This is a genomic window from Dysgonomonas termitidis, assembly GCF_042654545.1.
GTDB lineage: Bacteria > Bacteroidota > Bacteroidia > Bacteroidales > Dysgonomonadaceae > Dysgonomonas > Dysgonomonas termitidis.
This window is the reverse complement of record NZ_JBHSGN010000054.1, coordinates 94,761-119,343: the sequence shown is the minus strand read 5'-3', so window position 1 is coordinate 119,343 and position 24,583 is coordinate 94,761. Positions and strand designations below refer to the sequence as shown.

Genomic DNA, 24,583 nt, shown 5'->3' with positions numbered 1-24,583 from the left:
TAAAACCCGCCAGTATATCTATTCCTCTTTTAACGCTTTGTACAGACAACTTGTTTGTCAAATTTCAAATTAATAACGGAATACTTATTCCATCCCGTTTCGTTAAGCCCGTTTTCATAAAAAGCCAGCAGTTTATCCAGCCTTTCCTTATACCCGTAGAGGTTTCCCAGAATAATCTGGTGGTCGCCCACACGGGGTATTAATTTTATATCCTGATTAGGCAGGACTACAATTTGTTCGATTTGTGCGTTCCAAAACTTATCATTATGCAAAAATAGTGCAAATTTGTATAAGTCGGTCTTCGCGAAGTCTTCTTTTATTGCTCCGGTGGCAATAGGAAGATATGCGGTGAAACGTCTTGACAGGGGCATCTTGCGTCCTTCGTTGTCGATATAGTAATTTTCCCCTGCGCCGGACATAACTCTCAGTACCGGTTTACGCTCTTCTATAGACGCTTTGATGGCCCCGTTATTAGTAACAAATACATCAGCCTTTTTTATCAATTGATTAGTCAATATAGCCTCCTCTATAGTATTTGTATTTATATCCTTTATTTGCTTACCCGTAGGATCGAGTCCCTTTTCTTTCACATACCGGGTTATATCTTCCGTATCTACAAACTGCTCATCATCTGAAGCATTCTTTACCTCGACCTCAAATTTGGAGCATATGCCATCCTTTGGTTTTCCCTGAAAGTAGAAAACCGAGAAAACGAGATAGCCTGCAAGCAAACATATTCCGATGATGACTAATGCTTTTTTCATATTTTTTGTTCCAATATATCCTTTATCGGATTTAATAACCGGTCTATATCTCCTGCCCCTACAGTAAGAAGAACCTCCAAATCATTCTTATTTTCCAATAAAGGTAATAATTCCTCTTTGTTACACAATGTTTTAGGACAGGTGACTTTATCGAAAATAATCTTCGAGGTCACACCTTCTATCGGTTTTTCCCTTGCCGGATAAATATCCAGCAGTATCAATTCATCCAATAGAGACAGGCTTTTCGCAAATTCAGATGCAAAATCCCGTGTCCGTGTATATAGATGCGGCTGAAAAATGCCGGTCAGCTTGCGGTCAGGATATAGTTCCTTGACAGATGCTATACTTGCGGCCAGTTCTTCAGGATGGTGCGCATAATCATCTATCATCACTATCTTATCTGTTTTCAGCAAGAAATCGAAACGGCGCTTTGCTCCCATGAAGGTAGCCATGCCATGTCGTAATTCGTCCGCAGTAGCTCCGTTAAGCCAGGCCATAGCCATAGAACCAATGCCGTTTTCTATATTTATTTTTACCGGGACACCGAGCTGTATGTTATCAATCGTTCCCTTCGGTGTGACAAAATCGAAACGAATCTCACCATTTCCTATTTTTATATTCTGTGCATGGAAATCTCCTTTATCCATCGAATAAATATATATCCGCACATCTTTTCCTGTCTTTGGCGAAAGCTTTATATTGTGCTTTATCACCAATGCCCCTCCAGGCTGAATAAGGCTTGTAAACTTCTCAAAGCTTTTCAGATATTCCTCCTCCGTACCATAAATATCCAGATGGTCGGGGTCAACAGAAGTTATCAGCGCCATATAAGGATGGAGCCAATGGAAAGAACGGTCGTACTCGTCTGCTTCCACTACCGTAAATTCGCTTTTATCGGAAAGTATCAGATTGCTGCCGTAATTTTTCAATATACCGCCCAGAAAAGCATTGCAATCGAGATGCGACTGTTTAAGAATATGCGCCAGCATACTGGATGTCGTAGTCTTTCCATGTGTACCTGCACAACAGAGAGCTTTACCCGATTTTGTAATTATGCCTAATACCTGCGCCCTTTTCTGTATAGTAAATCCGTTCCCCTGAAAATATGCGACTTCTTCATTTTCAGCCGGAACAGCAGGCGTATATACAACAAGTGTACTTTCTTTATCTTTACAATAGCCCGGTATAAGTTTTATATCATCAGTATAATGGATTTCGGCACCTTCGGTTACCAGATCTTTTGTAAGAGGCGTTTCGGTGCGGTCGTATCCGGCAACCTTCTTGCCTTTCGATATAAAGTAGCGGGCCAGATTGCTCATGCCTATACCACCAATCCCTATGAAATATATAGATTGTATATTATCCATTTTTCTTTACTAATTTAATAACCTCATCCACAATACGATTGGCAGAGTCGGGTTGTGCCATTTTCCGAATATTCGCTGACAATACCTCAAGTTTCTCTTTATCCTGTATTATGTTTAATGCCTCAGGTACAAGTTTTTCGATTGCTTCGTCATCCCTGATCAGAATAGCTGCATTTTTATCTGCCAGTGCCATCGCATTCTTTGTTTGATGGTCTTCCGACACATTTGGAGACGGAATTAATATCACAGGCTTGCCGAGCAGGCTAAGTTCGGAAATAGAGCTTGCCCCCGCACGGGAAATAACCAGATCAGCCGCTTTATAAGCCAAATCCATACGTGATATAAACTCATGGATATGTATATTTTCAGGACTGCCTTTACCGGATAAATCCATATTCATTTCGAACGAATAGAGCTTTCCACATTGCCAAAGCAATTGAATATTGGAATTTGCCAGTTCATCGATTCCCGCCAGAATACTTTTATTCATCATTCTCGAGCCTAGGCTACCACCTATGAGAAGAATTGTTTTTTTATCCGGATCGAGATTAAATTCCTCATATGCTTCTTGTTTGGTAATAGTTGCGGATAGTAACTCCTGACGGCACGGATTGCCGGTCATTACTATTTTGCTTTTAGGAAAGAAACGTTCCATGCCTTCATATGCGACACACACTACCGAAGCCTTCTTTGACAAGAATTTATTTGTAACCCCGGCATAGGAATTCTGCTCCTGGATAAGTGTCGGGATTTTCAACGCATTCGCTTTGTAAAGCATCGGGCCACTGGCATAGCCTCCTACACCTATTACCACATCGGGCCGGAAATCCCTGAGTATCCGTTTCGCTTTTATCAAACTCTTTTGGAATTTCAATAGGGTAGATATATTCTTAAAGATGTTTTTCCTGTTAAGCCCGGATATTTCCAGACCGATGATTTCATATCCGGCCGCGGGAACTTTCTCCATTTCCATACGCCCGGTAGCTCCTACAAAGAGGATGTCAGCATCGGGGTAATGCTCTTTTATCGTATTGGCAATAGCTATTGCAGGAAATATATGCCCTCCTGTGCCTCCGCCGCTTATTATTACTCTTAGCTGTTTCATATTCTATTTGCTTCATCAAAAGTTTCAAAATCCACATTTGCAATACTTTCGTCTACATCTTCATGGTCCGAATCGTTCAGTTTTGAAGAACATGCCAGAATGATCCCGAAATAGGCGCAAGTAATGATTGTAGAAGTCCCTCCCCGGCTGACCAATGGTAATGGCTGCCCTGTTACGGGTATGAGATTGACTGCAACGGCCATATTAGCCAAAGCCTGTATTGTAAGTATAAGTCCTGCCCCCAGGATGAGATAGCGGGGGAATTTCTTTTCGCATTTCGATGCCAATACTCCGCACCGGATCATTAATGCGACATATAAAAGCAGCACAAACAACCCGCCAAGCAAGCCCATTTCTTCGAGAACGATTGCAAAAATAAAATCGGAATACGCCTGCGGCAAAAAATCGCGTTCTACACCGCTGCCCGGAAGTCCGATAACTCCACCGTTTGCAATTGCTATTTTAGCATGTGATACCTGATAGTTGTCGTCTGTGATCTTATAGGCAATTGTTCCATCTTCTTTTCTATCATGGATGGAGCCCCCTTCCTGTTCGCCCGAATGCCTTTCCAAACGGTTTTTCCAGGTCGTAAAACGTTCCGGCAGGTAATCTTTGACTACCTTATCCGGCAAGAGTGTGAGACTAAGGAATAATACACCACCTATAACAATTCCACCCAGGGCTACTTTGAATAGCCGCCCAAAACTGACCTGGCCGATCCATAACATGAGCATACAAACAGCGAAGAGGAGGCATGCTGTAGAAAGATTTTCAGGCGCAATGAGGGCGCAAATAATAATTATAGCGATTATTAGTGTCTTGAATACCCAACTTTCGTTTTCAGGCTTCATCTTACTCAGAAAAAAGGCGATAAAACCAATAGCCGATATCTTTGCAAATTCAGAAGGTTGTATTGTAAATGCTCCTACTCCCAGCCAGCGTTGCGCACCATTTACATCCTGCCCCATAAACATAGTGAAAATGAGTAGTATGGCCGAAATGGGCAGTCCCAGTAATAAGATGGAGAAGAAGCGGGTAGGTACCCTTTGCAGGAACATAACCACAGCAAACCCGATCAGCAAGAATGCTGCATGACGGAGTATAGGCGCCCAGTGACTCTGCTGACGGTAGGCAATTGTACTTGTAGCACTAAATACTTCAAGCAAAGAGATAATACACAATGCAATGAATATGCACCATATAACTTTATCTCCTTTAAACGCCCTTCCTAAAAAATTGAATTCCATAACATCATTATTTCAGATTTCAAAAATCGGCGTAAGCCAAATTTTGAAATTATAATCTTCTTACATATTCTTTAAATTGATCACCCCTGTCTTCATAATTTTTAAAGAGGTCGAAACTGGCACAGCATGGCGATAACAATACCGTATCTCCCTCCTCTGCCAATGCGTAAGCCTTTTCTACAGCATCTTTCATCGATGATGTATCTTCTATCTTTTCTATTTTATCGTCGAAGAACTTATGGAGTTTGCTATTATCCACACCAAGAAATACAAGAGCGCGGACTTTGTCCTTTACCAGCTGTTCTATCTCGGTATAATCATTTCCTTTGTCTGTACCCCCAAGTATCAGGATTACTTTTGTCTTCATGCTTTGCAAAGCATACCAGCATGAATTCACATTGGTAGCCTTGGAATCATTTATAAACTGGACACCCTTCACCTTAGCTACCTTTTCGAGACGATGCTCTACCCCCTGAAAGTCGCTGAGCGAATGACGAAGGTTCTCATCGGTTATATCCAGTAATTTAGCCGCAATACCCGATGCTAATGAGTTATACAGGTTGTGCGTACCTTCCAGAGCTAATAAATCCTGTTCCATAACAAATGCGGAATTAGGAGTGTTAATATCTATTTCATGGTTATTAAGGTAAGCGATTGCATTGCCGACCTTATGTTCGGCGAATGTATATTGTTTACCTTTAGATACCAGTTTCTTAATTTCTTTACTGACAATAGGATCTTCCTCCCAGAATATGAATGCATCGGCTTCAGTCTGGTTCTGTACGATACGCATCTTAGCGTCTATGTATTTCTGTATATCGTGGTCATACCTGTCCAGATGGTCCGGCGTGATATTCAGCAGGATGGCAATATCAGCTTTGAAAGAATACATATTTTCGAGTTGGAAGCTACTCAGTTCCAATACATAATAATCGTAGTTTTCTTCCGCGACCTGACGGGCGAAACTTCTTCCGATATTTCCTCCCAATCCTACATTCAGCCCCGCCGATTTCAGTATATGATATATCAGGCTGGTCGTGGTCGTTTTACCATTACTGCCTGTAATACAAATCATTTTAGCAGTCGTATAACGTTTGGCGAATTCCATTTCGGAAAGAACGGGAATACCTTTTTCTATGGCTTTGTGAACAAGAGGAGCATAATTAGGAATACCCGGACTTTTTATGATTTCGGTTGCGGCGAGTACCAGCTCTTCGGTGTGACCTTTTTCTTCGTAAGGAATACCGTATTGCTCCAGTTCTGCTTTATACTTGTCCTGCAAAGGGCCGTTATCCGACAAAAAAACATCGAATCCTTTCGCTTGCGCAAGTATGGCCGAACCAACTCCGCTTTCGCCCCCTCCCAATATGATAATTTTATTCATATGTTTTTTAATTTCAGGATTTCAAGATTTCAAGTTTCAAGATTTTTATTCAAGACTTAATCTTGAAATTTTGAAACCTGAAATTTTGAAATTGCATATTATCGCATTTTCAATGTTGCTAATGTAAGTACTGCAAGAATAATTCCTATAATCCAGAAACGTACCACAATTTTTGATTCCGGCACAGCTCCTATCGGTTTTTGGAATAAAGCCTGTATGCCTGAATTTCCGGCCTTCTGGAAGTGATGATGCAGGGGTGTCATTTTAAATACGCGGCGTCCTTCACCGTATTTCTTCTTGGTCAGTTTAAAATAAAACACCTGTATCATTACCGAAAGGCTCTCCACCATAAAGATACCGCATAATATAGGCAGCAATAATTCTTTATGGATAACCACAGCGAAAACCCCGATTATGCCCCCCAGCGTTAAGCTGCCCGTATCTCCCATAAATACTTGTGCGGGAAATGCATTGTACCATAAGAAACCAACTGTTGCACCGATAAATGCCGAAGCAAATATTACGAGCTCCTGACTGCCGGGAATAAACATGATATTCAGATAGGAGGCAAACTCAATGTGCCCGGATACATATGCAAGTATCCCCAATGTAACTCCTATAATAGCCGAACTGCCGGCCGCAAGCCCGTCCAGCCCGTCGGTCAGGTTAGCCCCGTTCGATACAGCCGTTACAATGAATATAACAATTGTAACAAACAGTATCCAGGCTGCCGGTTCCGCATAATCTCCCATGAAAGAGACAAGATCTTCATAGTCGAGGTTATTATTCTTCATGAAAGGGATAGTAGTCTGTGTCGACTTCGCTCCTTCGGCTGTATAGCTCACCCGTTCTATGACATTATCCTGGTTACGGAATTCTATATTTTCACGGATAATAACGTCAGGGCTCAGATAGAGTGTCATGCCGACAATCAGTCCCAAACCTATTTGGGCTATTATCTTAAACTTACCATGCAGTCCTTCTTTATCCTTTTTGAACACTTTGATATAGTCGTCCAGAAAGCCGAGCACTCCCAACCAGACGGTTGTAATAAGCATCAGGATAATATATATATTATCTAAACGGGCCAAAAGCAAAACAGGAACAAGTATGGAGATAATGATAATAATGCCACCCATTGTTGGCGTTCCTTTTTTACTCAATTGCCCTTCCAGTCCGAGATTGCGGACTATCTCCCCGATTTGCAGTTTTTGCAGCTTGTCGATGATACGGCGCCCTATGATAGTAGATATCAGCAGTGATAATACCAGTGCCATAGCTGCACGGAATGAGACATACCTGAACATACCCGCACCCGGGAAATCTAGCTGGTCTAAATAGTCGAATAGATAATATAACATTTGCTCCTTCTGATTTTATTATTCTCCAAAAATATTTCTTACTACTTCTCTGTCATCGAAGTGATGTTTCACTCCTTTCACATCCTGATAATCTTCATGGCCTTTTCCGGCAATGAGGATTACATCGCCCTCTTTGGCCAGTGTACAAGCTGTTTTAATCGCTTGTTCACGCTCGACGATCAATAGCGTTTTCTTCAGCTGCTGGTTGTTCAGCCCGTCAGCCATATCGTTGATAATGGCCTGTGGTTCTTCGAACCGCGGATTGTCAGATGTAAGTATCACCTGGTCGCTCAGGCGTACAGCTTCACGCGCCATAATCGGCCGTTTGGTCTTATCCCTGTTACCTCCGCAGCCTACTACAGTAATTACACGCCCGTTGCCTTCCAGTACTTCATGGATGGCTTCCAACACATTCGTTAAAGCATCCGGTGTATGAGCATAATCAACAATCGCTGTATAGCCCTCAGGAGAGCGTAATGTTTCAAAACGTCCCGATACAGGTTTTAATGTACTCAGTACGAGTAAGGCTTCATCCGGGTCCTGCCCCAATAATACGGTTGCCCCGTACACTGCTAATAAATTGTACACATTGAACACGCCAACAAACTGCACCTGCAATTCCTTATTATTGAATTCGACTGCTGTACCATCGAAATGTTTCTCAATGATCTTGGCTTTGAAGTCTGCCAGCGTTTTTACCGAATAAGTATATTTCTTCGCTTTTGTATTCTGGAGCATTACCGATCCGTTCTTATCGTCGACGTTGGTAAGGGCAAAAGCTGTTTCGGGTAGATTGTCGAAAAACATCTTTTTGGCTTTCAGGTACTCGGCCATCGTTTTGTGGTAATCGAGATGATCCTGTGTGATATTGGTAAAAATGCCTCCGTCAAATTTCAACCCGCTGATGCGCTTCTGATGTATAGCATGTGAGCTTACTTCCATGAAAGCATATTCGCAGCCAGCATTTACCATCTTTGCCAGCATCTCATTCAGCGACAGCGGATCAGGCGTAGTATGTGTGGCATGATATACCGTGCCATCGACATAATTAGCTACTGTGGACAGTAATCCGGCTTTATGCCCCAGCTTACGGAACATCTCATATAACAATGTGGCTGTGGTGGTTTTACCATTCGTTCCCGTAACTCCCACCAGTTTTAACTTGGCCGAAGGGTCTCCATACCAGAGGGTGGCTATTTTACCAGCCGCATCCGCGCTGTCTTTTACTTTTACATAAGTTATTTCCTCTTTTGACGTATCCACCTTCTCCTGATGAATAACAACTTTAGCCCCTAAATCAAGAGCATTGTTAATATATTGATGTCCGTCTACCTGTACCCCTTTTAGGGCAATAAAGGCCGAACCGGCGATTACTTTACGTGAGTCGGTCTGAATACCTGTTATTTCAAGGTTTTCATTTCCTTTTATTTCAACTACATCTATGCCTTTTAATAAATCCTTTAATTTCATATCTGTATCTTTATATTAATTCAATTCTATTGTAATGCCACCGCCTTTTACTATCCGGCTTCCGGCAGGGACAGATTGTCTCTTCACTTTTCCCTCTCCTGTCAGATTGACTCTAAGTCCGGCATTCTCCAATAAATATACGGCATCACGCGCCCCCATACCTATAACGTTAGGAACAAGGCCTTGTTTTACGGAAACATTATCTTCCAATATGATACCTCCTGACACAGAATCGTTCTTCGTTTTTATCCAATCGATATTACCGCCTGAGAATGTATAATTCTGGTCCAGTTTTTTCAATACAAATTCAGTATTCTTCAGTAATCCTCCCTTAACTACGGGAATCAATGAGTTTACTGTGTCTTTTGGTGCGGGCAGAGGTGTAGAAACCAAATGCTTAGTGTAGATACCTTCAGCTATAGACTTGAATACCGCTCCTGCCATAAGCCCTCCCGATGGAGACCCCTGCGGCCTGCGTATACCTACAAAACATGTGTATTTAGGATCTTCTGCGGGGAAATATCCGCAGAACGAAACATAGTAACCTTCATATCCTCCCCTGGATGCAATCATAGCTGTACCCGTCTTGCCTGCCGACTGGAAAAGAGGAGAACCGGCTGCTTTTCCCAGACCATCGGAAACTACTCCCCGAAGCATTTCCTTTATCTGGCCTAATGTTTTCTCGGAACATAATGCCGGATTGATGACTTCGGTTTCGAACTCTTCTTTCACTTTCCCGTCTTTCATGAAGGCCCTGGTAAGGAAAGGCTTTATCATCTTCCCATTATTGGCGATGCCATTGTAAAACATCAGCATGTAAATTGGCGGGATCTGTGTCTCATAACCGAACGACATCCATGCCAGAGTCGTTTTTGACCACGGATTTGCCTTATCATCAGGCATACGGACTATGGATGTTCCTTCTATACCCTTCAGAGGTACGTCCCATTCTATTTTCTTTGTAATACCTAAGTCACGGATATGTTGCGCATATTTCTGAGGATTATTTTCATAACCCTTCAGAATCATTTTAGTCATAACAACATTCGAAGAGATATACATACCTTCGGTAATAGTCATAAACTCTTTGCGTCCGCCTGTACGCCAGTAATGATCGCGGACAACCCGTCCTTTATATTCGAAAAGCCCGTTGCCGACACGCACGGAGTCATTCGGCGTAACGACCCCGTCTTCGAGGGCTACCATCACCGATACGGTCTTGAATGTGGAACCCGGTTCGGACATCCAGGAAAATGCGTTCGGGTTTCCTTCGGCGTACACTCCTTCCGATACCCTGTCGAGATTGGTTATCGCTTTTATTTCGCCGGTAGCTACTTCCATTACAATAGCTACACCTGATTCAGCCTTTGTTTCAGCCAATTTGCCGTAAAGGGCTTTTTCGGCCATATCCTGGATATCCACATTCAGAGTGGTCTTTATATCCCAACCATCAGTAGGTTCTTCCAACACTACATCTATCCATCGGCCCTGTACACGCTCACGTGTTTTCAACCCGGGCACACCTTTGAGTATCGAATCATATTTCAACTCCAAGCCACTGGCGCCCCCGTCTTCAAAATCTTTAAAGATGGAGCCTACGGTTCGTCCGGCCAATCGGCCGAAAGGTTTCAGGCGCATGGTTTTTTCTTCAGTGAAAAGGCCGCTCCTGTTACTACGCTGATTGAAGAACGGAAACGTTTTCAATTCTTTCAGGTCGACATAGTTTATATCGGGACGAATAATTCTTACATAACGGCTTCTTACTTTTACCTTCTTGTTGGAACCACTTTTCCGGTTGCGCTCCAGTTCGTCCAGTTCTTTGCGGCTAAGAGCCCAGCCATCTAATATTATCTTTTTATATTGGGCGGCATTTCTGTCCGGAAATTTTTTAGCTAACTCCTGAGAAAGAGGGGTTACGTACTTCATCAGCGTATCTTTCTTTATACCCTCCGACATGAAATCGACATATACGCCATATAAAGGTTCGCTGGTTGCAAGCAGGCGGCCGTCGTCAGCATATATATTTCCGCGGTTGGGACGTATCTCCCTGTCTTTCTTCACAGTTTCCTGCTTGCCTAGTTCGCGCCATTCGGGCCCTTCCGCATATTTGATTTTGAAAATGCAGACAATGATTGCTATAAACACGAAAGACATGAAAAAGACAATCCAACCGTAACGGCTGACTGCTACATTTTTCATTGTTCCTTCTGATTTCTTTGCCATATCCTTTTTCCGAGAAAGTCTCTTCTATTTCTTAATTTTATAAATCGGCTCCTTGGTTTGCTGCAAGTCTACTCCGTTCTGCTGAATCAAAGATTCGACTTTCGACTCCCGGCTCACCCCCATCAACTGCGCCGCAATAGTCAATGATTCGAATTTCGCATCTTTCAGTTCATGCTGCAACGACTCTATTTGTGACCTTTTCTCTATACAACTGTATCTGTTACTTATGTATAAGACCAGAATAACAAAAACAGTGATAATGAAACGTGCATTCTTCCAGAAGAAGTCCTCTGTGAGAACTGTCCCTCCCAGAATATACATCACTTTCTTTTTTATATCTTTCGCTTTCATTCCTATTACAAGTCCTATGTAATTTATTTACAACTTAAATTTTCTCTGCTATCCTTAGTTTAGCGCTTCTCGAACGCGGGTTCCTTTCCTCTTCTTCCCGTGAAGGCACAATTACTTTATTGTTTATCAGCCTGAATGGTGTTTCGAAGTTGCCGAAGAAATCTTTTTCCACCTTCCCTTCAAAGTTACCCGTCTTAAAGAAATTCTTCACAAGCCTGTCTTCCAGAGAATGATAAGTGATAACAACCAGACGGCCACCCGGCTTCAATATATCGAAAGCCTGTTCAAGCATTTCTTTCAGGGTTTCCATTTCCTCATTCACCTCTATCCGGAGTGCCTGAAAGGCCTGAGCCAATACTTTCTTTTCTTTTTCGCCTCTTCCCACAAAGGAATTCAGCGTATCCAGCAAATCACTTACTTTTCTGTAAGGTTTTTCTTTCCGGGTCTTTACAATCGCAGACGCAATGCGCCGCGACTGCTTAAGCTCACCATACAAGTAAAAAATGTCAGCCAGCTGCTCTTCCGGATATGTATTCAGGATCTGCGCTGCCGTTTTCCCTGCTTTTTGATTCATGCGCATATCCAGATCACTATCTTCGAAACGGAAAGAAAACCCACGGCCTTCGGCATCGAAATGATGTGATGACACACCCAAATCGGCGAGTATCGCATCCACTTCTTCTACGCCGTGATATTTAATAAAGTTTTTCAGAAAACGGAAATTACTTCGGATAAATGTGAATTTACTATCTTCCTGTATATTATTGATAGCGTCTTCATCCTGGTCGAAAGCATACAGATGCCCATTTTTATTAAGGCGGGAAAGAATTTCCTTTGAATGTCCGCCACCGCCGAATGTTACATCTACACAAATACTGTCGGTACGTATATTCATACCGTCCACACTTTCGTGGAGTAGTGCAGGTGTATGGTATATTTCAGTCATGATTAGCCGTTTTGAGAGTCGTTGTTCATTAATGCCTGAATGCGGGAACTGAAATCGTCTGCCGGAATAAGCGTCTTCTCCAGTCCTTCTTTTGCCCATATCTCAATTGTATTATCCACTCCCAGGAATCTTACATCGGATACGATACTTACCATCTGGCAATATCGCTTCGATATCAGGATGCGCCCGTTTGCATCTATATCGAGACGTTCGGCATCGACAACAAACTGTCTGAAAAGAGCCTGCTGCTCTCCGTCCCACCTGTTTAAGCGCGAACGTAATTTCGCCACTTCTGCTTCCCATACTTCCACGGGATAGAGTACGAGACAATCCTGAAACAGATCTTTTCTGAGTATCAATGTGTTCTGGGCAGAAGATTGAAGTATCTTCCTAAAAGCTGCCGGAACAAAGACCCTCCCCTTTGTATCGATTTTAGCCTCTATATTACCCAAAAACTGAATCATTAACACTTTGAATTTTAACAATATACAATATGTGACGTAAAGGTATGAAAATAATACACTTTTCCCCACTTTTCCCCACTTAAAATTGACTAAAAGTTTTCAACAGCCCTGTTTGTAAGTTATTAACATGTATATTGAATTGAGTATGTTCAACTTACAATATTTTATCAACAGGTTATCAACAGTTTGTAAACAGTTGTTTATCAGAGCTGTTTGAACATAATATTAATTTGTTGTTGAGCATAAATATTGGATTGTTTTTTGTTAGGTGCAATCAAAGATTGCTTGTATTCCTCCATAGAAGAGATATTCTATTGAAATGAAGTGAAGTTGATAAGAATCCAGCCTTAAAATATAACTACTAATTCACATAAGTAATAAGTTACATCTGTGCTAAGTGCTGATTATTAACTTTTTGAGATTCTTGTGGAGGTAATCCATATAGATCAACAGCACAAAAAGTAATAAAAGAAAAACCGGAAAGGTGTTACTTCTATTACTTTTTATATCAAGTTCTTTTTTATAATAGAGCAGAACTTATAGCTGCCCAGATATTCATATATAGAAAAGATTATTGCCAATCGATGAAGTCGAGTGAAACTCTGTTGAGGAACGCCACTGTTTTATGTATCTCTTTGTACATCACAATGTCGTCATTGATAAAAGCTACTTCTTTCCTGTATTCTTTAAGAAAATTCTCGAGTATCGGCGACGTTTTTGCAGGACGGCGGAAATCTATTCCCTGCGCTGCATTCATCAACTCTATTGCAAGAATATGGTTCAGGTTATCCATTATCTTGAATAATTTGACAGCTGCATTTGCTCCCATACTCACGTGGTCCTCCTGTCCGTTGGACGATACGATGGAATCGCTCGATGCCGCATAGCAGTACATCTTATTCTGGCTAACCATCGAAGCGGATGTATATTGCGGAATCATAAAGCCGGAGTTGACACCGGGGTTAGCGACAAGAAATTCAGGCAATCCGCGAAGGCCCATAATCAATTGAGCCACACGCCGCTCGGAAATATTTCCCAGCTCTGCTAATGCAATAGCAAGAAAGTCGTAAGAGAGAGCCAATGGCTGCCCGTGGAAGTTTCCACCCGATACGATCTTGTCCTCATCAGGGAAGATAGTGGGGTTGTCGGTCACCGAGTTTATCTCCGTCAACAGGACTGATGCCACATAGTTCATCGCATCCTTTGTGGCTCCGTGGACCTGCGGAATACAGCGGAAAGAGTAAGGGTCTTGTACGTGTGCCTTTTCCCGTGAAATAAGTTCACTGCCTTCAAGTAGTTTGCAGAAGTTGGCTGCTGTGTCGATCTGCCCCTGATGCGGACGCATCTTTTGTATTCCTTCATAGAACGGATCGAGGCAACCATCGAAGGCTTCCAGTGATAAGGCTGCTATCAAATCCGCTTTTTTTGATATGGCAAATGCGCGGAGCATGGCGAATACACCGTTAGCACTCATAAACTGTGTACCGTTGAGCAATGCCAGCCCTTCCTTACTCATCAGGCGGATAGGTTTCCAGCCGAATTCATCCAGTACGCTCATTGCTTCACGCTTTTTACCCTGGTAATAGACATCTCCCGCCCCAATCAGAGGGAGGAATAGATTAGCGAGTGGAGCCAGGTCTCCCGATGCACCAAGTGAGCCACGGTCGCAAACGATAGGAATAATATCATTGTTGAAAAAGTCGATGATACGCTGAACCGTTATTACCTGTACACCGCTATATCCAAGAGACAGGGCATGAGCTTTGAGCAACATCATGAGCTTAACAATGACCGGAGATATCTCTTCGCCTACACTGCAGGCATGCGATTTCACAAGATTCTCCTGCAAGCGGGTAAGTTCGTCGGGAGATATGTTCTTGTTGCAGAGCGAACCGAACCCTGTGGTAATACCGTACATAGGCGTTTTCTGCGACTTGATTTTTTCATCGAGGTAATCGCGGCATTTCTGGATACGATCTTTAGCTTCGGGAGCTAGTTCCAGTTTCAGATTCTTGTTTATGATTTGCTCCAGTATTCCGAAGGTTAGTTCACCTGAACCGACATAATAGACGTTCTTCATAGGTTATAGTGTTTTATTTACCTTTTCCAGCAAAGCTTGTTCTTTAGCCACGGCTGCCTTTTCCAACTGGCCGCATTCTTCTTTCATACGTGCGACATACTCTTCATCTTTTAATGCGGAGAGATTTATCTTCACGTTCAGTATCGCGCCTAATACAGCTGTACGTGCAGCCATCATACTTACGCAAGCATCTGTTATGGCATTCTGGTTACCATGTTCGGCGACTTCTTCTATGACCTCCATTATGGCAAAAGCTTTACGCGCGACATCCATAGGTACTTCGGCAGCGATTTTAGTAGTAGCCTGTATCTGTTTGCTGCGCTCGGTCTTTTCTTCGTCTGTTTCTTTCGGGAGTTTGAATGCTGCAAAGACTTTGTCATATGCATCCGAATCGGCATCTATATCATGGATAAAGAGTGCGCGATAGTTGTTTGCCGATGCTGCTATCTTCTTCATCATTTCTTCTTTATCTTCATATTTCTTCTTGCCAATGGTAAGGTTAGCAACCATTTCGGCAAGGGCTGCCGAAATTGCGGCATTCAATGCGGCAATACTACCTCCCCCGGGAACAGGATCATTGCCGGCTGTTTGGGATAGGAATTCTTTAACTGATAGATTTACAAGCATGGTATATTTGGTATTTCAAGATTTCAGGTTTCAAAATTTCAAGATTGGGATTTTTGAGTCTGAAATCTTATGGTTATTATAATTGTTTGTTTTTTAATCCGTTAATTTCTGATTGTTTCAAGTATTTTATGAAGTTGGATAGAGATTGGGAAATTATCATCGCTTTCTGGTAATGAATCTCAAAAAATTCCTTAGTTATATAATTTACATCTAACGCTCTATATAGTTGGCTTCTAGTTTCTCCGCACGAACCTTTGGCAACATATAAGAACTGAATAAACTCTTTACGTCCATCACGTTCAAATCCTTCAGCTATATTATCCATGATTGAACCGGTAGAACCTCTTATTTGGTCTCTCAATCGAAAATCTTTAGCAAACTCTCCTTCATTTGTCAATTGATAAATATCTTTTGCAAATTCCCGAGTCAGTTTCCAAACATCTAAGTCTTCAAATCGTTCTATCCTTGCCATTTTAATGCTTTTAATTTTGAAATCTTGAAACTTGAAATCTTGAAATAAGCTGTCCCTTTTTTATCACCTTTTCCACAATATTCATACCTATATGATATGGCAGAAATTTATATGACGGATATTCCAGAATAACCAGATCGCCCTGTTTTCCAATATCTATACTACCGATTTTATCTGCTTTTCCCACTGCTGCCGCTCCGTTTATGGTTAAAGCTGTCAAAGCTTCTTCGGGAGATAGCTGCATATAGATACAGGCCAGGGCAAACAGCAATGGAATAGAGTTCGTAAAGCTGCTCCCCGGATTCAGGTCAGTAGCCAAAGCCACTGCACAACCGGAGTCTATCATATAGCGTCCCCGCGCATAATGTTCTTTTAGAGAAAATGCGGTACATGGAAGCAATGTTGCCACTACTCCGCTCTCTGCCAAATCCCCGATTCCCTTATCCGAGGCTTGTAGCAGATGGTCGGCAGAAAGGGCTTTCAACTCGGCGCCGAGTTCCGCACCGCCCAGAGTGACAATCTCATCGGCATGTATTTTCAATTTGAAACCCAGATCACGGGCAGCGGTGAGATACCTGCGCGACTGTTCGATATCGAATACATTCTTCTCACAAAAGATATCACAGCATTCGGCAAGTTTTTTTTCCTTTACTTCGGGCATTACTTTTTCAATCATATAGTCAAGGAAGTCGTTCTCCCGCCCTTTATATTCCGTAGGGGTAGCGTGCGCACCCATAAACGTACTGACAATATCTACGGCGTGTTCTTCATTCAACGATTTCATAACCTCGAGTTGCTTCAACTCGGTTGCCTTATCCATGCCATATCCGCTCTTTCCTTCAACGGTAGTAACACCCATTGCCAGCATGCTGTTGAGACGTTTCCGGCCCGAATTTTTCAATTCGTCGAACGAAGCATTGCGTGTCGCGGTCATCGTGTTGTGAATACCACCTCCACGCTCCATGATAGACATATAACTATCGCCACGCATACGCCACGAGAATTCTTCTTCGCGGTATCCTCCGAATATGAAATGGGTATGGGAATCCACAAAGCCAGGAAGTACAGCCTTACCCGTAGCATCGATAATTTCATGGTTAGGAAAATCTGATAGCGGCGGGCAATTAGCATCCTTTCCCACATAGGTGATGATGCCACCGGAAACGATAACCGTTCCGTTCTCTATTACTGAAAGGTTGGACATCTCCCTTCCTTTCTTTGCTGAGAACCCGCTACAAGTAACCAGTTGCGCTGCGTTCTTTATGATGATATTCCCGTGTTTCATTCTGAATCTTTAAATTTTGAAATTTAAAATCTTTAAATCCTATTTTATTCCATCAGATGGGTTTCCAATACCTGCTTTGTAGAAAAGCCTTCCAGCCCGAGGTAATAGGCAGCCGTATCTATCAGCGCATCCATGGGAACAAGGCCGATAATTTCTGCTCCTACAATACTTACCCCGTAGCGGTTAGCCTCGACGCGTACCAACTCGTGGGCACGGTAGATAGCTGTCTTCGTAAAATCAGTCAGGTTCATCGATACCTGTACAATACCCCTGTCGGTAAGCTCCACACCCATAGCTTTACAAAAGCGAAGTCCACCGCCGAGGAAACGTACTTTCCTGGCAATAACATCGGCTATTTCGAGCTTATCAGTATTCAGGTTCACATTGTAAGCCACTAACGGCATGCGTGCGCCTATGACTGTAGCCCCTGCTGCCGGGTGCGGTTGTGCAGGACCAAAATCAGGTTTCCATTCGGGTAATTGCATTTTATCTTTCAAGCCTTCAAACTCTCCCTTGCGGATGGCCGCGAGGTTTTCGCGATGCGGGGCGGACGCGCTTTTTTCATATAGATAAACGGGCAGGTTGTATTTGTCTACTACTTCTTCAGCCACTTCTTTGGACAGATTGATCGCTTCTTCCATCGATACATTACGAATAGGAATAAACGGTATCACGTCTACCGCACCCATACGCGGATGCTGACCTTCATGATGGTTCAGGTCGATAATATCCACTGCAATGCTGATGGCTTCTATTACAGCTTTTTTTAGAGGCTCCGGTTCGCCTACTACTGTTACTACCATGCGGTTATGGTCTTTATCTGTACTGTAATCGAGTAGCTTTACGCCTTCTTTTGCACGGAAAGCATTCGCTATCTTTTCTACCTTTTCCAAGTCGCGCCCTTCGCTGAAATTAGGCACGCATTCTACGATTTTGTTTGAACTCATGGTATGTTGTTTTTATTCTTTAGATTCTTTCCCCAATTTCTCATAATCGTCCCTTGTCATTATAACAAGCGATTCATTCTCACAATCCCATATACTTATATAATTCTGCGACATTACAATATGCTGCTTCCAGCCGGCAAATTTTGCATAAAGCATCAACGTGCATATATCGGTCGCAGTAATGAATTCGTCTGTACCTGTGGCATGGGAATGTACAGATGCAACAGCGTCTTCATCTTCATCAAATTTTATAGGAATCAGATTGCGATGAAGCTTCTCCTTTTCTATCATATTATTGTCGTTGTCAAATGCCATCAGGTAATCATTACCAAAGAGGACAGTTCCCGTTAATTTTGGAGCAGTCAGGGCATATACTATCTTTTCTCCTCCTTTATTTGTCGGAATCAGGTTCAGACTGGTATTGTTATAAGCCTTAAATAATGTATCCCGCTGCACTTCTTCGAAAGCTTTTGTACGAATGGTGTATAGTTCTTTTTCAGAGGCCTTGAAATCCCTTTCTTTAAAATCTATTGTGGCCGTTTCCACTATACTGATATCACCAAAAGACACAACACCGAGAACTTTCGGATTATTCCCTTTGGAAAAGACCAGGCACTTGGGTTTATTACCATCCATAAAGGAAAAGTAGCCTCCTATCCGATGGGGTTCTTTATAACTTTTGGAGAATATATCCGTTCCGTTCCAAGCAGTTTTTTCCAGCTGATAAAGGTATTTTCCTTCTATAGTGATATCTATGGCCACTTTAGCCAAATCCAGTTGGGAAAAAGAGTTTAGTGAAAGGAACAATAATATAGGAACTATCAGTTTCTTCATTATTTACAAAGTTGTTTTATATATTCATCATCTGCCAGATAAGGCATCGTGATATGGTATCCTTCTTTATGGGATTGGTTGAATGATTCACAGGTCTCTATCGCATTTCCATTCCTTGCCCACGAACGACGGGCAACACCTCCCATCACATCCCACAACATAGATGAACGAATAATATCGTCGATTCGTTCACTTCCATCGCAAACTAATCCGAATCCTCCGTTTACCGATTTGCCGATTCCGACACCTCCTCCGTTGTGTAGGGCAATCAGACTCATGCCCCGGGCGGCATTTCCGGCAAAACATTGTACAGCCATATCAGCCATTACATTACTGCCGTCTTTTATATTTGCCGTTTCACGAAAAGGAGAATCGGTACCGCTTACATCGTGGTGATCGCGACCAAGCATGATCGGACCTACTTCTCCGTCGCGTACCAGCTTGTTGAATCGCAAAGCAATATTCATACGCCCCATAGCATCCTGATACAGTATGCGCGCCTGTGTGCCCACTACCAATTGGTTTTTTCCGGCATCACGAATCCAGTCGTAATTATCCTTATCCTGTCCTCTGCGTGCAGGGTTTATACATTCCATTGCCGTATAGTCGGTTTTAATCAGGTCTTCGTGTTTTCCACTCAAACATACCCAGCGAAACGGACCGTACCCGTAATCAAATAATTCAGGCCCCATAATATCCTCGACATACGACGGCCAGATAAATCCGTCTTTTTCATCTATCCCGTTTTTAGATATCTCCTTCACTCCGGCATCATATATAGCTTTCATAAATGAATTTCCATAGTCGAAGAAGTAAGTTCCCCGGTTTACAAGTTTGCGGATAACTTCGAAATGGCGTCTCAGTGAGGTATCTACCAGCTTCCGAAATGCAATCCTGTCTTCTTTCAATAAACGGGTACGCTTCTCAAATGTTATTCCGGCGGGGCAATATCCCCCTTCATATACTGCATGGCATGAAGTCTGATCTGACAATAAATCGATGTGTATCTGATTTGTGTACGCATATTCAAGCAGATCGACAATATTACCCAGATAGGCTATCGAGCAAGACTTTCTTTTTCTTTTGGCCGCTTTGGCTAATCTAAAGGCTTCGCCTGCATCCGGAACAATATGGTGTACCCAACCCTGATTATAACGGGTTTCTATTCTGGAATAATCTACTTCGGCAGTAATCGACACTGCACCTGCTATATCGGCGGCTTTAGGCTGAGCGCCGCTCATACCCCCGAGACCGGAAGAAACAAACAAGTAACCATTCAGGTTTTTGTTCTGTGAAATGCCCAGTTTCAACCGTCCGGCATTCAGCAGTGTATTGAATGTACCATGTACAATTCCCTGAGGACCTATGTACATCCATCCTCCGGCCGTCATCTGTCCATAATTGGCAACGCCCATCTGTGCGGCAATCTCCCAATCAGCCTGATTATCGAACATACCTACCATCATCGAATTGGTAATGATAACACGGGGTGCATCCGGTTTTGATCTGAACAAACCTAAAGGATGACCCGATTCAATGACGAGAGTTTGCTCTCTGGTCATTACTTCCAGATATTGTATTATCAGGCGGTACTGCATCCAGTTTTGGCAAACCTGTCCGGTTTCACCATATGTAACCAGTTCGTAAGGATAAAGAGCTATATCGAAGCACAGATTGTTATCTATCATTACCTGAAATGCCTTCCCCTCTATACAGTTTCCTTTATATTCATCTATCGGCTTCGGATAAATATCACCCTGTGGGCGGTAACGATAGCCATATATCCGGCCACGGGTTTTAAGTTCTTCCAGGAATTCGGGGGCCAGAGTTCCGTGAAGTTCGTTAGGTATATATCGCAAAGCATTTTTAAGAGCCAGTTCTGTTTGGGCAGGAGTCAGTTTATATCCCCGGTCGGGAGCGCGGCGTATTCCGTCAACGAAAGGCGGGTATGCAGGTAGCTGGTTATTGAGTCTGATTTCCATGATTATTGAGTTCTTAAGGTCGCAGACCGATTTATTACTTTGTTAAGTTTAAATGCAGCGGAGAGTTAGACTTAAATAGTATATCTATATCATTAAATTCTTTCTTCTTCTTAATTGCATTTTTCGAAGATAAGATTTATATTTTTTCCAATGAAAATATTTGATATATTTCTAAGCATGTTTAAAGACAAATTTCATTTTATAAAAGAATATACCAGAAGTTTTAACAATGAAAAAAGCCAACGATACAGATCATTGGCTTTTATTTCTATCAAAATGTCAGGATTCTTCTATTTCAGGTTTTGAAGGTATTCCGAGAGATTTATATCCCTGTCGAGATTCATTTTCTTTCGTAATCTGTATCTGTTCACCTCTACCCCACGTGTAGATATATTTAATAAAGGAGCGATCTCTTTAGTTGAAAGGTTCATATACAGGTAAGCACACAATATTTTATCATTCCTGCTCAATCCCGGAAACCGTTCATCCAGTAGTCTGAAGAAATCCTGATGTACAAGGTCGAAATTGGACTTGAACACTTCAAAATCAGTATCATGTTCTATATTGCTATTGATCTGGCTTATAAGCCTTACTACTCTTTGTTTTATTATATTTACTTCTTTTTCTTCGTCAATAGATTTTGAGATACTCAACGCATTCTTTTTAACATCTTCCAGTATTTCATTCTTGCGGATTACATTTAGCATATATCCGCTGAGTTCCTGTGTCTTATAACGCAATTCAGACTTCAGGTTCTCATTCTGAAGTTCATAAATTTCCTGATCCTTCAGCTTGGTTTCTTCTTTATGGCGCTTGGTTTGCGCAATTAATTCTTCACCTTTCTGGTATATTATCTTCTTTTGTTTACTGATTGTCTTTTTATATAGAACAAATAAGAAAATAATAATTATCAGGAAATACAATATATATGCCAATGAAGATCTATACCATGGGGGCAAAATCATAAAGCTGATAGAGGCCGTATTTGTCGAATCCGCATTCCCGTTTACAAACGCTTTTACTTCAAATACATACCTGCCTTCTGACAGGTTTGTATATTCTTTCGATGCGATAGGTGAGGGCAGGCTCCATTCGTCATCTACGCCTTTGAGCCTGTATACATAAAGGATATCGGATGTTTGAGTGAAATCCGTTGCAGCAAAATTTATTTTTATGGAATTTAAAGAATAGGGCAGAGAGACAAGCGCCGTGGCTTTACCTGTGCTGATAACGCTATCATTCCGGCTACTGGAAAGACTCTTTATATACGTCTTTATATTCTTCAACTTGTGAATATCTTTGGTTAAGTCTATTTTTATGAAAGCATTGTCTACAGATATAATTGCGGATTTCGTATCGGGTAAATATACATTTTCATGATTTATTATCAATTCGTTGGATAATCCCCAATTGTATATAGAAGCAGTATAGCCGCCTGGGGTATATTGTCTGAATTTCAATTTGCTATCCGATACAAACCAGATATTCTTGAGTTTATCTATATAAAGAAATTCATAATACCGGGAACCTTCAAGCATGGATTCGAGTTGTGTATATTTGTCGAAACTATCGGTGATACGGCTATATTGGTAAATACCGTCCAGCCCGCAAATAATAAGATTATTATCAACTTTCCGGAAAAACAGGTTTTCACTGGTTCTGGAATTTCCAAGTGTATATTCTTTCCTGCTGGTTATAGCGTTGAATACAGAATCAAAAGTTATCTTTTCTACCCTTTGTTTATCATTTACCAACCAAAAGCTATAAGGATTTTCGTCATCTTCGATAAATCCCCGGCTCGAATTGTTAAAATTTTCTACTCTGTGCGAAGGTATCCACCTGCCGTCTTTTTTCTTTATAATATCCAGTCCGAAATAACTTCCCGCTATCAGTTTATCCTTATCCGGTATCAGGGGGTGGGTTTCCCAAATACCCGGAATATTTATTTTATATGTCCTGTCTGTGCTTATAACCATAATACCATTATCACCCGAGCAAAAGAGTGAATTATCATACTCCATTATTGACCAGATTTGACCCTCCGATCCCTTTATCAACCCGCAACTACCATCCGGAGCTAATTTATATAATCCCTGATTAGTTCCCAGATAAAATTCATTCTTATAAAGAGCCGAACAATATCCGGTTCCAATGGGAGATACAGTAGCATAAAGATGGCTTACAGGAGTGTTCAGGTCTATGAGTCCGATACCCTTGTCGAGTCCCAGCCAGAGATTATTGTCTTTATCAAAAAACGAACTTAGTATTGTGTTGTTTTTTAATCCGTTATCGAGATTGTATATTTCTTTGAATCGTGGATTCTTTAAATCGAAAAGCAGCATTCCGCTCTGTACCGAGCCCAGAGCAATGACCGAGCCCAGAATAGAAGTACTGAACAACTGGTTCGTGGCGATGAAGTCATCGGCGACAGAATGTACCTTTTGTATATCGTTGTTGTCGAGCAGATACAATCCGAACTGGGCGGTTGTTACCAATAATCGTTTCTCATACGGAAGGATGCTGACAAGCTTATGTGACTGCAATGGAGATGATGTGGAGAGAAACTCCATTTTATTGTCTTTATCAAGGAAATAGACTCCGGCTGTGGTGCCTACATATAGCTTTCCGTCTACTATACCCGAACAGTCTATTTTTTTATCTATAGCTATAGTTCTTATCCCCAATCCGTCCTTGTACATATGTATATGCATGTCGCTGACAAAATATATAATATTGTCGTTCTGCAATATTCTCCATACTTCTCCGGTCCAACCGGTGATTTTCTCGGACAGTGATCTGTATTCCAGAAACCCCATATCATTGGGGGAGAAGTAACCGAATTCCGAACTTCCTCCTACAAATATTCTGTTATTGACAATTTTTAACGAACGTAAAATTCTGTTTCTGATTGAATATAAGGACCAGTTAACCCCGTCAAATTCCAGTAATCCGTTATTATTCGCACAATATATCCACCCGTTTTCAGACTGGTCTATCATCCAGTTCTGAGGTCCTGCCTCATACTGGGTCCGTTCGTAATTAATGACTTTTCTTTTCCATATAGGGTTTGAGTAACTATATGCCGGTATAAGAAAAGCTATGATCAGAATATATATATATTTCATATTGACTTAAGATATATGCACAAAAACCTTATTCCAAATAATTTTTTCAACTATTTGGAATAAGGTTTCCTATTTTCGGATAATACGTATTTATTCTCTCTCTCTCTCTCTCTCAAAAAGTGCCTAATAACCAAATTATCAGCAAGTAAAATGGTAAAATAAAATGATGTATTATCCAATTTTTGTCTCATTAATATATAAATCGTTATCTATAATACCTGGTTACACATCTTATTCTTATGACTGCCAACGACTGGCCGAAGTGTCTAAAATAGTCATAATCTGAATTATTCGCTATTCAAACAAATTTACTTAAACGACTATCTGAATAGTAGCGAATTCAAATATACAATATTAATTGTTAAAAAAACACATGAGAAGAATTTATTTACATAAATGTCTATTTATCAGTCATAAATGAAAACTATGTAGTAGTGTTGTAGTATTCATTTATACTCATTTTTGAGTTTTTGATGTATTAAAAAATTATAAAAAAAAATAGAACAGGAGTATGTTTGCAACAGATTCTTTTAAAAGGCTCTAAAAACC

General features: G+C 41.5%; 19 protein-coding genes. All 19 read right to left on the bottom strand.

The features are described from left to right. Positions 1 to 29: 29 nt before the first annotated feature. On the bottom strand, positions 30 to 764 hold the full coding sequence (locus tag ACFO6W_RS06860) for a cell division protein FtsQ/DivIB (protein WP_379994658.1): 735 nt from the start codon (positions 762 to 764) through the stop codon (positions 30 to 32). Beyond that, the gene (murC, locus tag ACFO6W_RS06855) at positions 761 to 2,131 is read right to left on the bottom strand and encodes a UDP-N-acetylmuramate--L-alanine ligase (RefSeq protein WP_379994657.1); all 1,371 of its coding nucleotides are present in this window, start codon (positions 2,129 to 2,131) and stop codon (positions 761 to 763) included. Before murC ends, ACFO6W_RS06860 begins: the two co-directional genes overlap by 4 nt. Then, positions 2,124 to 3,236, bottom strand: coding sequence for an undecaprenyldiphospho-muramoylpentapeptide beta-N-acetylglucosaminyltransferase (murG, locus tag ACFO6W_RS06850; RefSeq protein ID WP_379994656.1), 1,113 nt, complete (start codon positions 3,234 to 3,236; stop codon positions 2,124 to 2,126). Before murG ends, murC begins: the two co-directional genes overlap by 8 nt. Continuing rightward, positions 3,233 to 4,483 carry an FtsW/RodA/SpoVE family cell cycle protein gene (locus ACFO6W_RS06845; RefSeq protein WP_379994655.1) on the bottom strand — a complete coding sequence of 417 codons (1,251 nt, stop codon included), beginning with the start codon at positions 4,481 to 4,483 and terminating at the stop codon, positions 3,233 to 3,235. Before ACFO6W_RS06845 ends, murG begins: the two co-directional genes overlap by 4 nt. Positions 4,484 to 4,532: 49 nt before the next feature. Next, a complete protein-coding gene (murD, locus tag ACFO6W_RS06840) occupies positions 4,533 to 5,867 on the bottom strand; it encodes a UDP-N-acetylmuramoyl-L-alanine--D-glutamate ligase (protein WP_379994654.1) in 1,335 nt (444 codons plus the stop codon). A 98-nt stretch (positions 5,868 to 5,965) separates the two neighbouring features. Continuing rightward, positions 5,966 to 7,228 (bottom strand): phospho-N-acetylmuramoyl-pentapeptide-transferase, encoded by a 1,263-nt coding sequence (gene mraY, locus ACFO6W_RS06835; RefSeq protein WP_006799047.1) that lies wholly within the window; start codon positions 7,226 to 7,228, stop codon positions 5,966 to 5,968. An 18-nt stretch (positions 7,229 to 7,246) separates the two neighbouring features. Continuing rightward, positions 7,247 to 8,698 carry a UDP-N-acetylmuramoyl-L-alanyl-D-glutamate--2,6-diaminopimelate ligase gene (locus ACFO6W_RS06830; RefSeq protein ID WP_379994653.1) on the bottom strand — a complete coding sequence of 484 codons (1,452 nt, stop codon included), beginning with the start codon at positions 8,696 to 8,698 and terminating at the stop codon, positions 7,247 to 7,249. 15 nt (positions 8,699 to 8,713) lie between these two features. After that, positions 8,714 to 10,921, bottom strand: a complete 2,208-nt coding sequence (locus ACFO6W_RS06825) for a penicillin-binding protein (RefSeq protein ID WP_379994652.1) — start codon at positions 10,919 to 10,921, stop codon at positions 8,714 to 8,716. A gap of 24 nt (positions 10,922 to 10,945) precedes the next feature. Further along, positions 10,946 to 11,272 (bottom strand): FtsL-like putative cell division protein, encoded by a 327-nt coding sequence (locus tag ACFO6W_RS06820; RefSeq protein WP_006799050.1) that lies wholly within the window; start codon positions 11,270 to 11,272, stop codon positions 10,946 to 10,948. A gap of 34 nt (positions 11,273 to 11,306) precedes the next feature. Beyond that, positions 11,307 to 12,218 carry a 16S rRNA (cytosine(1402)-N(4))-methyltransferase RsmH gene (gene rsmH, locus ACFO6W_RS06815; RefSeq protein ID WP_379994650.1) on the bottom strand — a complete coding sequence of 304 codons (912 nt, stop codon included), beginning with the start codon at positions 12,216 to 12,218 and terminating at the stop codon, positions 11,307 to 11,309. 2 nt (positions 12,219 to 12,220) lie between these two features. Further along, a complete protein-coding gene (locus tag ACFO6W_RS06810) occupies positions 12,221 to 12,682 on the bottom strand; it encodes a division/cell wall cluster transcriptional repressor MraZ (RefSeq protein WP_379994649.1) in 462 nt (153 codons plus the stop codon). Positions 12,683 to 13,253: 571 nt separating this feature from the next. Next, positions 13,254 to 14,762: a histidine ammonia-lyase gene (gene hutH / locus ACFO6W_RS06805; protein WP_379994648.1), complete on the bottom strand. Its 1,509-nt coding sequence runs from the start codon at positions 14,760 to 14,762 to the stop codon at positions 13,254 to 13,256. 3 nt (positions 14,763 to 14,765) lie between these two features. Next, a complete protein-coding gene (locus tag ACFO6W_RS06800; RefSeq protein ID WP_379994647.1) occupies positions 14,766 to 15,389 on the bottom strand; it encodes a cyclodeaminase/cyclohydrolase family protein in 624 nt (207 codons plus the stop codon). 76 nt (positions 15,390 to 15,465) lie between these two features. Beyond that, positions 15,466 to 15,861: a four helix bundle protein gene (locus ACFO6W_RS06795; protein WP_379994646.1), complete on the bottom strand. Its 396-nt coding sequence runs from the start codon at positions 15,859 to 15,861 to the stop codon at positions 15,466 to 15,468. Positions 15,862 to 15,871: 10 nt separating this feature from the next. After that, positions 15,872 to 17,146, bottom strand: a complete 1,275-nt coding sequence (hutI, locus tag ACFO6W_RS06790) for an imidazolonepropionase (RefSeq protein WP_379994645.1) — start codon at positions 17,144 to 17,146, stop codon at positions 15,872 to 15,874. 44 nt (positions 17,147 to 17,190) lie between these two features. Further along, positions 17,191 to 18,093, bottom strand: coding sequence for a glutamate formimidoyltransferase (ftcD, locus tag ACFO6W_RS06785; RefSeq protein WP_379994644.1), 903 nt, complete (start codon positions 18,091 to 18,093; stop codon positions 17,191 to 17,193). Between the two features lie 12 nt (positions 18,094 to 18,105). Then, positions 18,106 to 18,927 carry a hypothetical protein gene (locus ACFO6W_RS06780; RefSeq protein WP_379994643.1) on the bottom strand — a complete coding sequence of 274 codons (822 nt, stop codon included), beginning with the start codon at positions 18,925 to 18,927 and terminating at the stop codon, positions 18,106 to 18,108. After that, positions 18,927 to 20,909, bottom strand: coding sequence for a urocanate hydratase (locus tag ACFO6W_RS06775; RefSeq protein ID WP_379994642.1), 1,983 nt, complete (start codon positions 20,907 to 20,909; stop codon positions 18,927 to 18,929). Before ACFO6W_RS06775 ends, ACFO6W_RS06780 begins: the two co-directional genes overlap by 1 nt. Positions 20,910 to 21,199: 290 nt before the next feature. Further along, the gene (locus ACFO6W_RS06770; RefSeq protein WP_379994641.1) at positions 21,200 to 24,034 is read right to left on the bottom strand and encodes a helix-turn-helix and ligand-binding sensor domain-containing protein; all 2,835 of its coding nucleotides are present in this window, start codon (positions 24,032 to 24,034) and stop codon (positions 21,200 to 21,202) included. Positions 24,035 to 24,583: the final 549 nt, after the last annotated feature.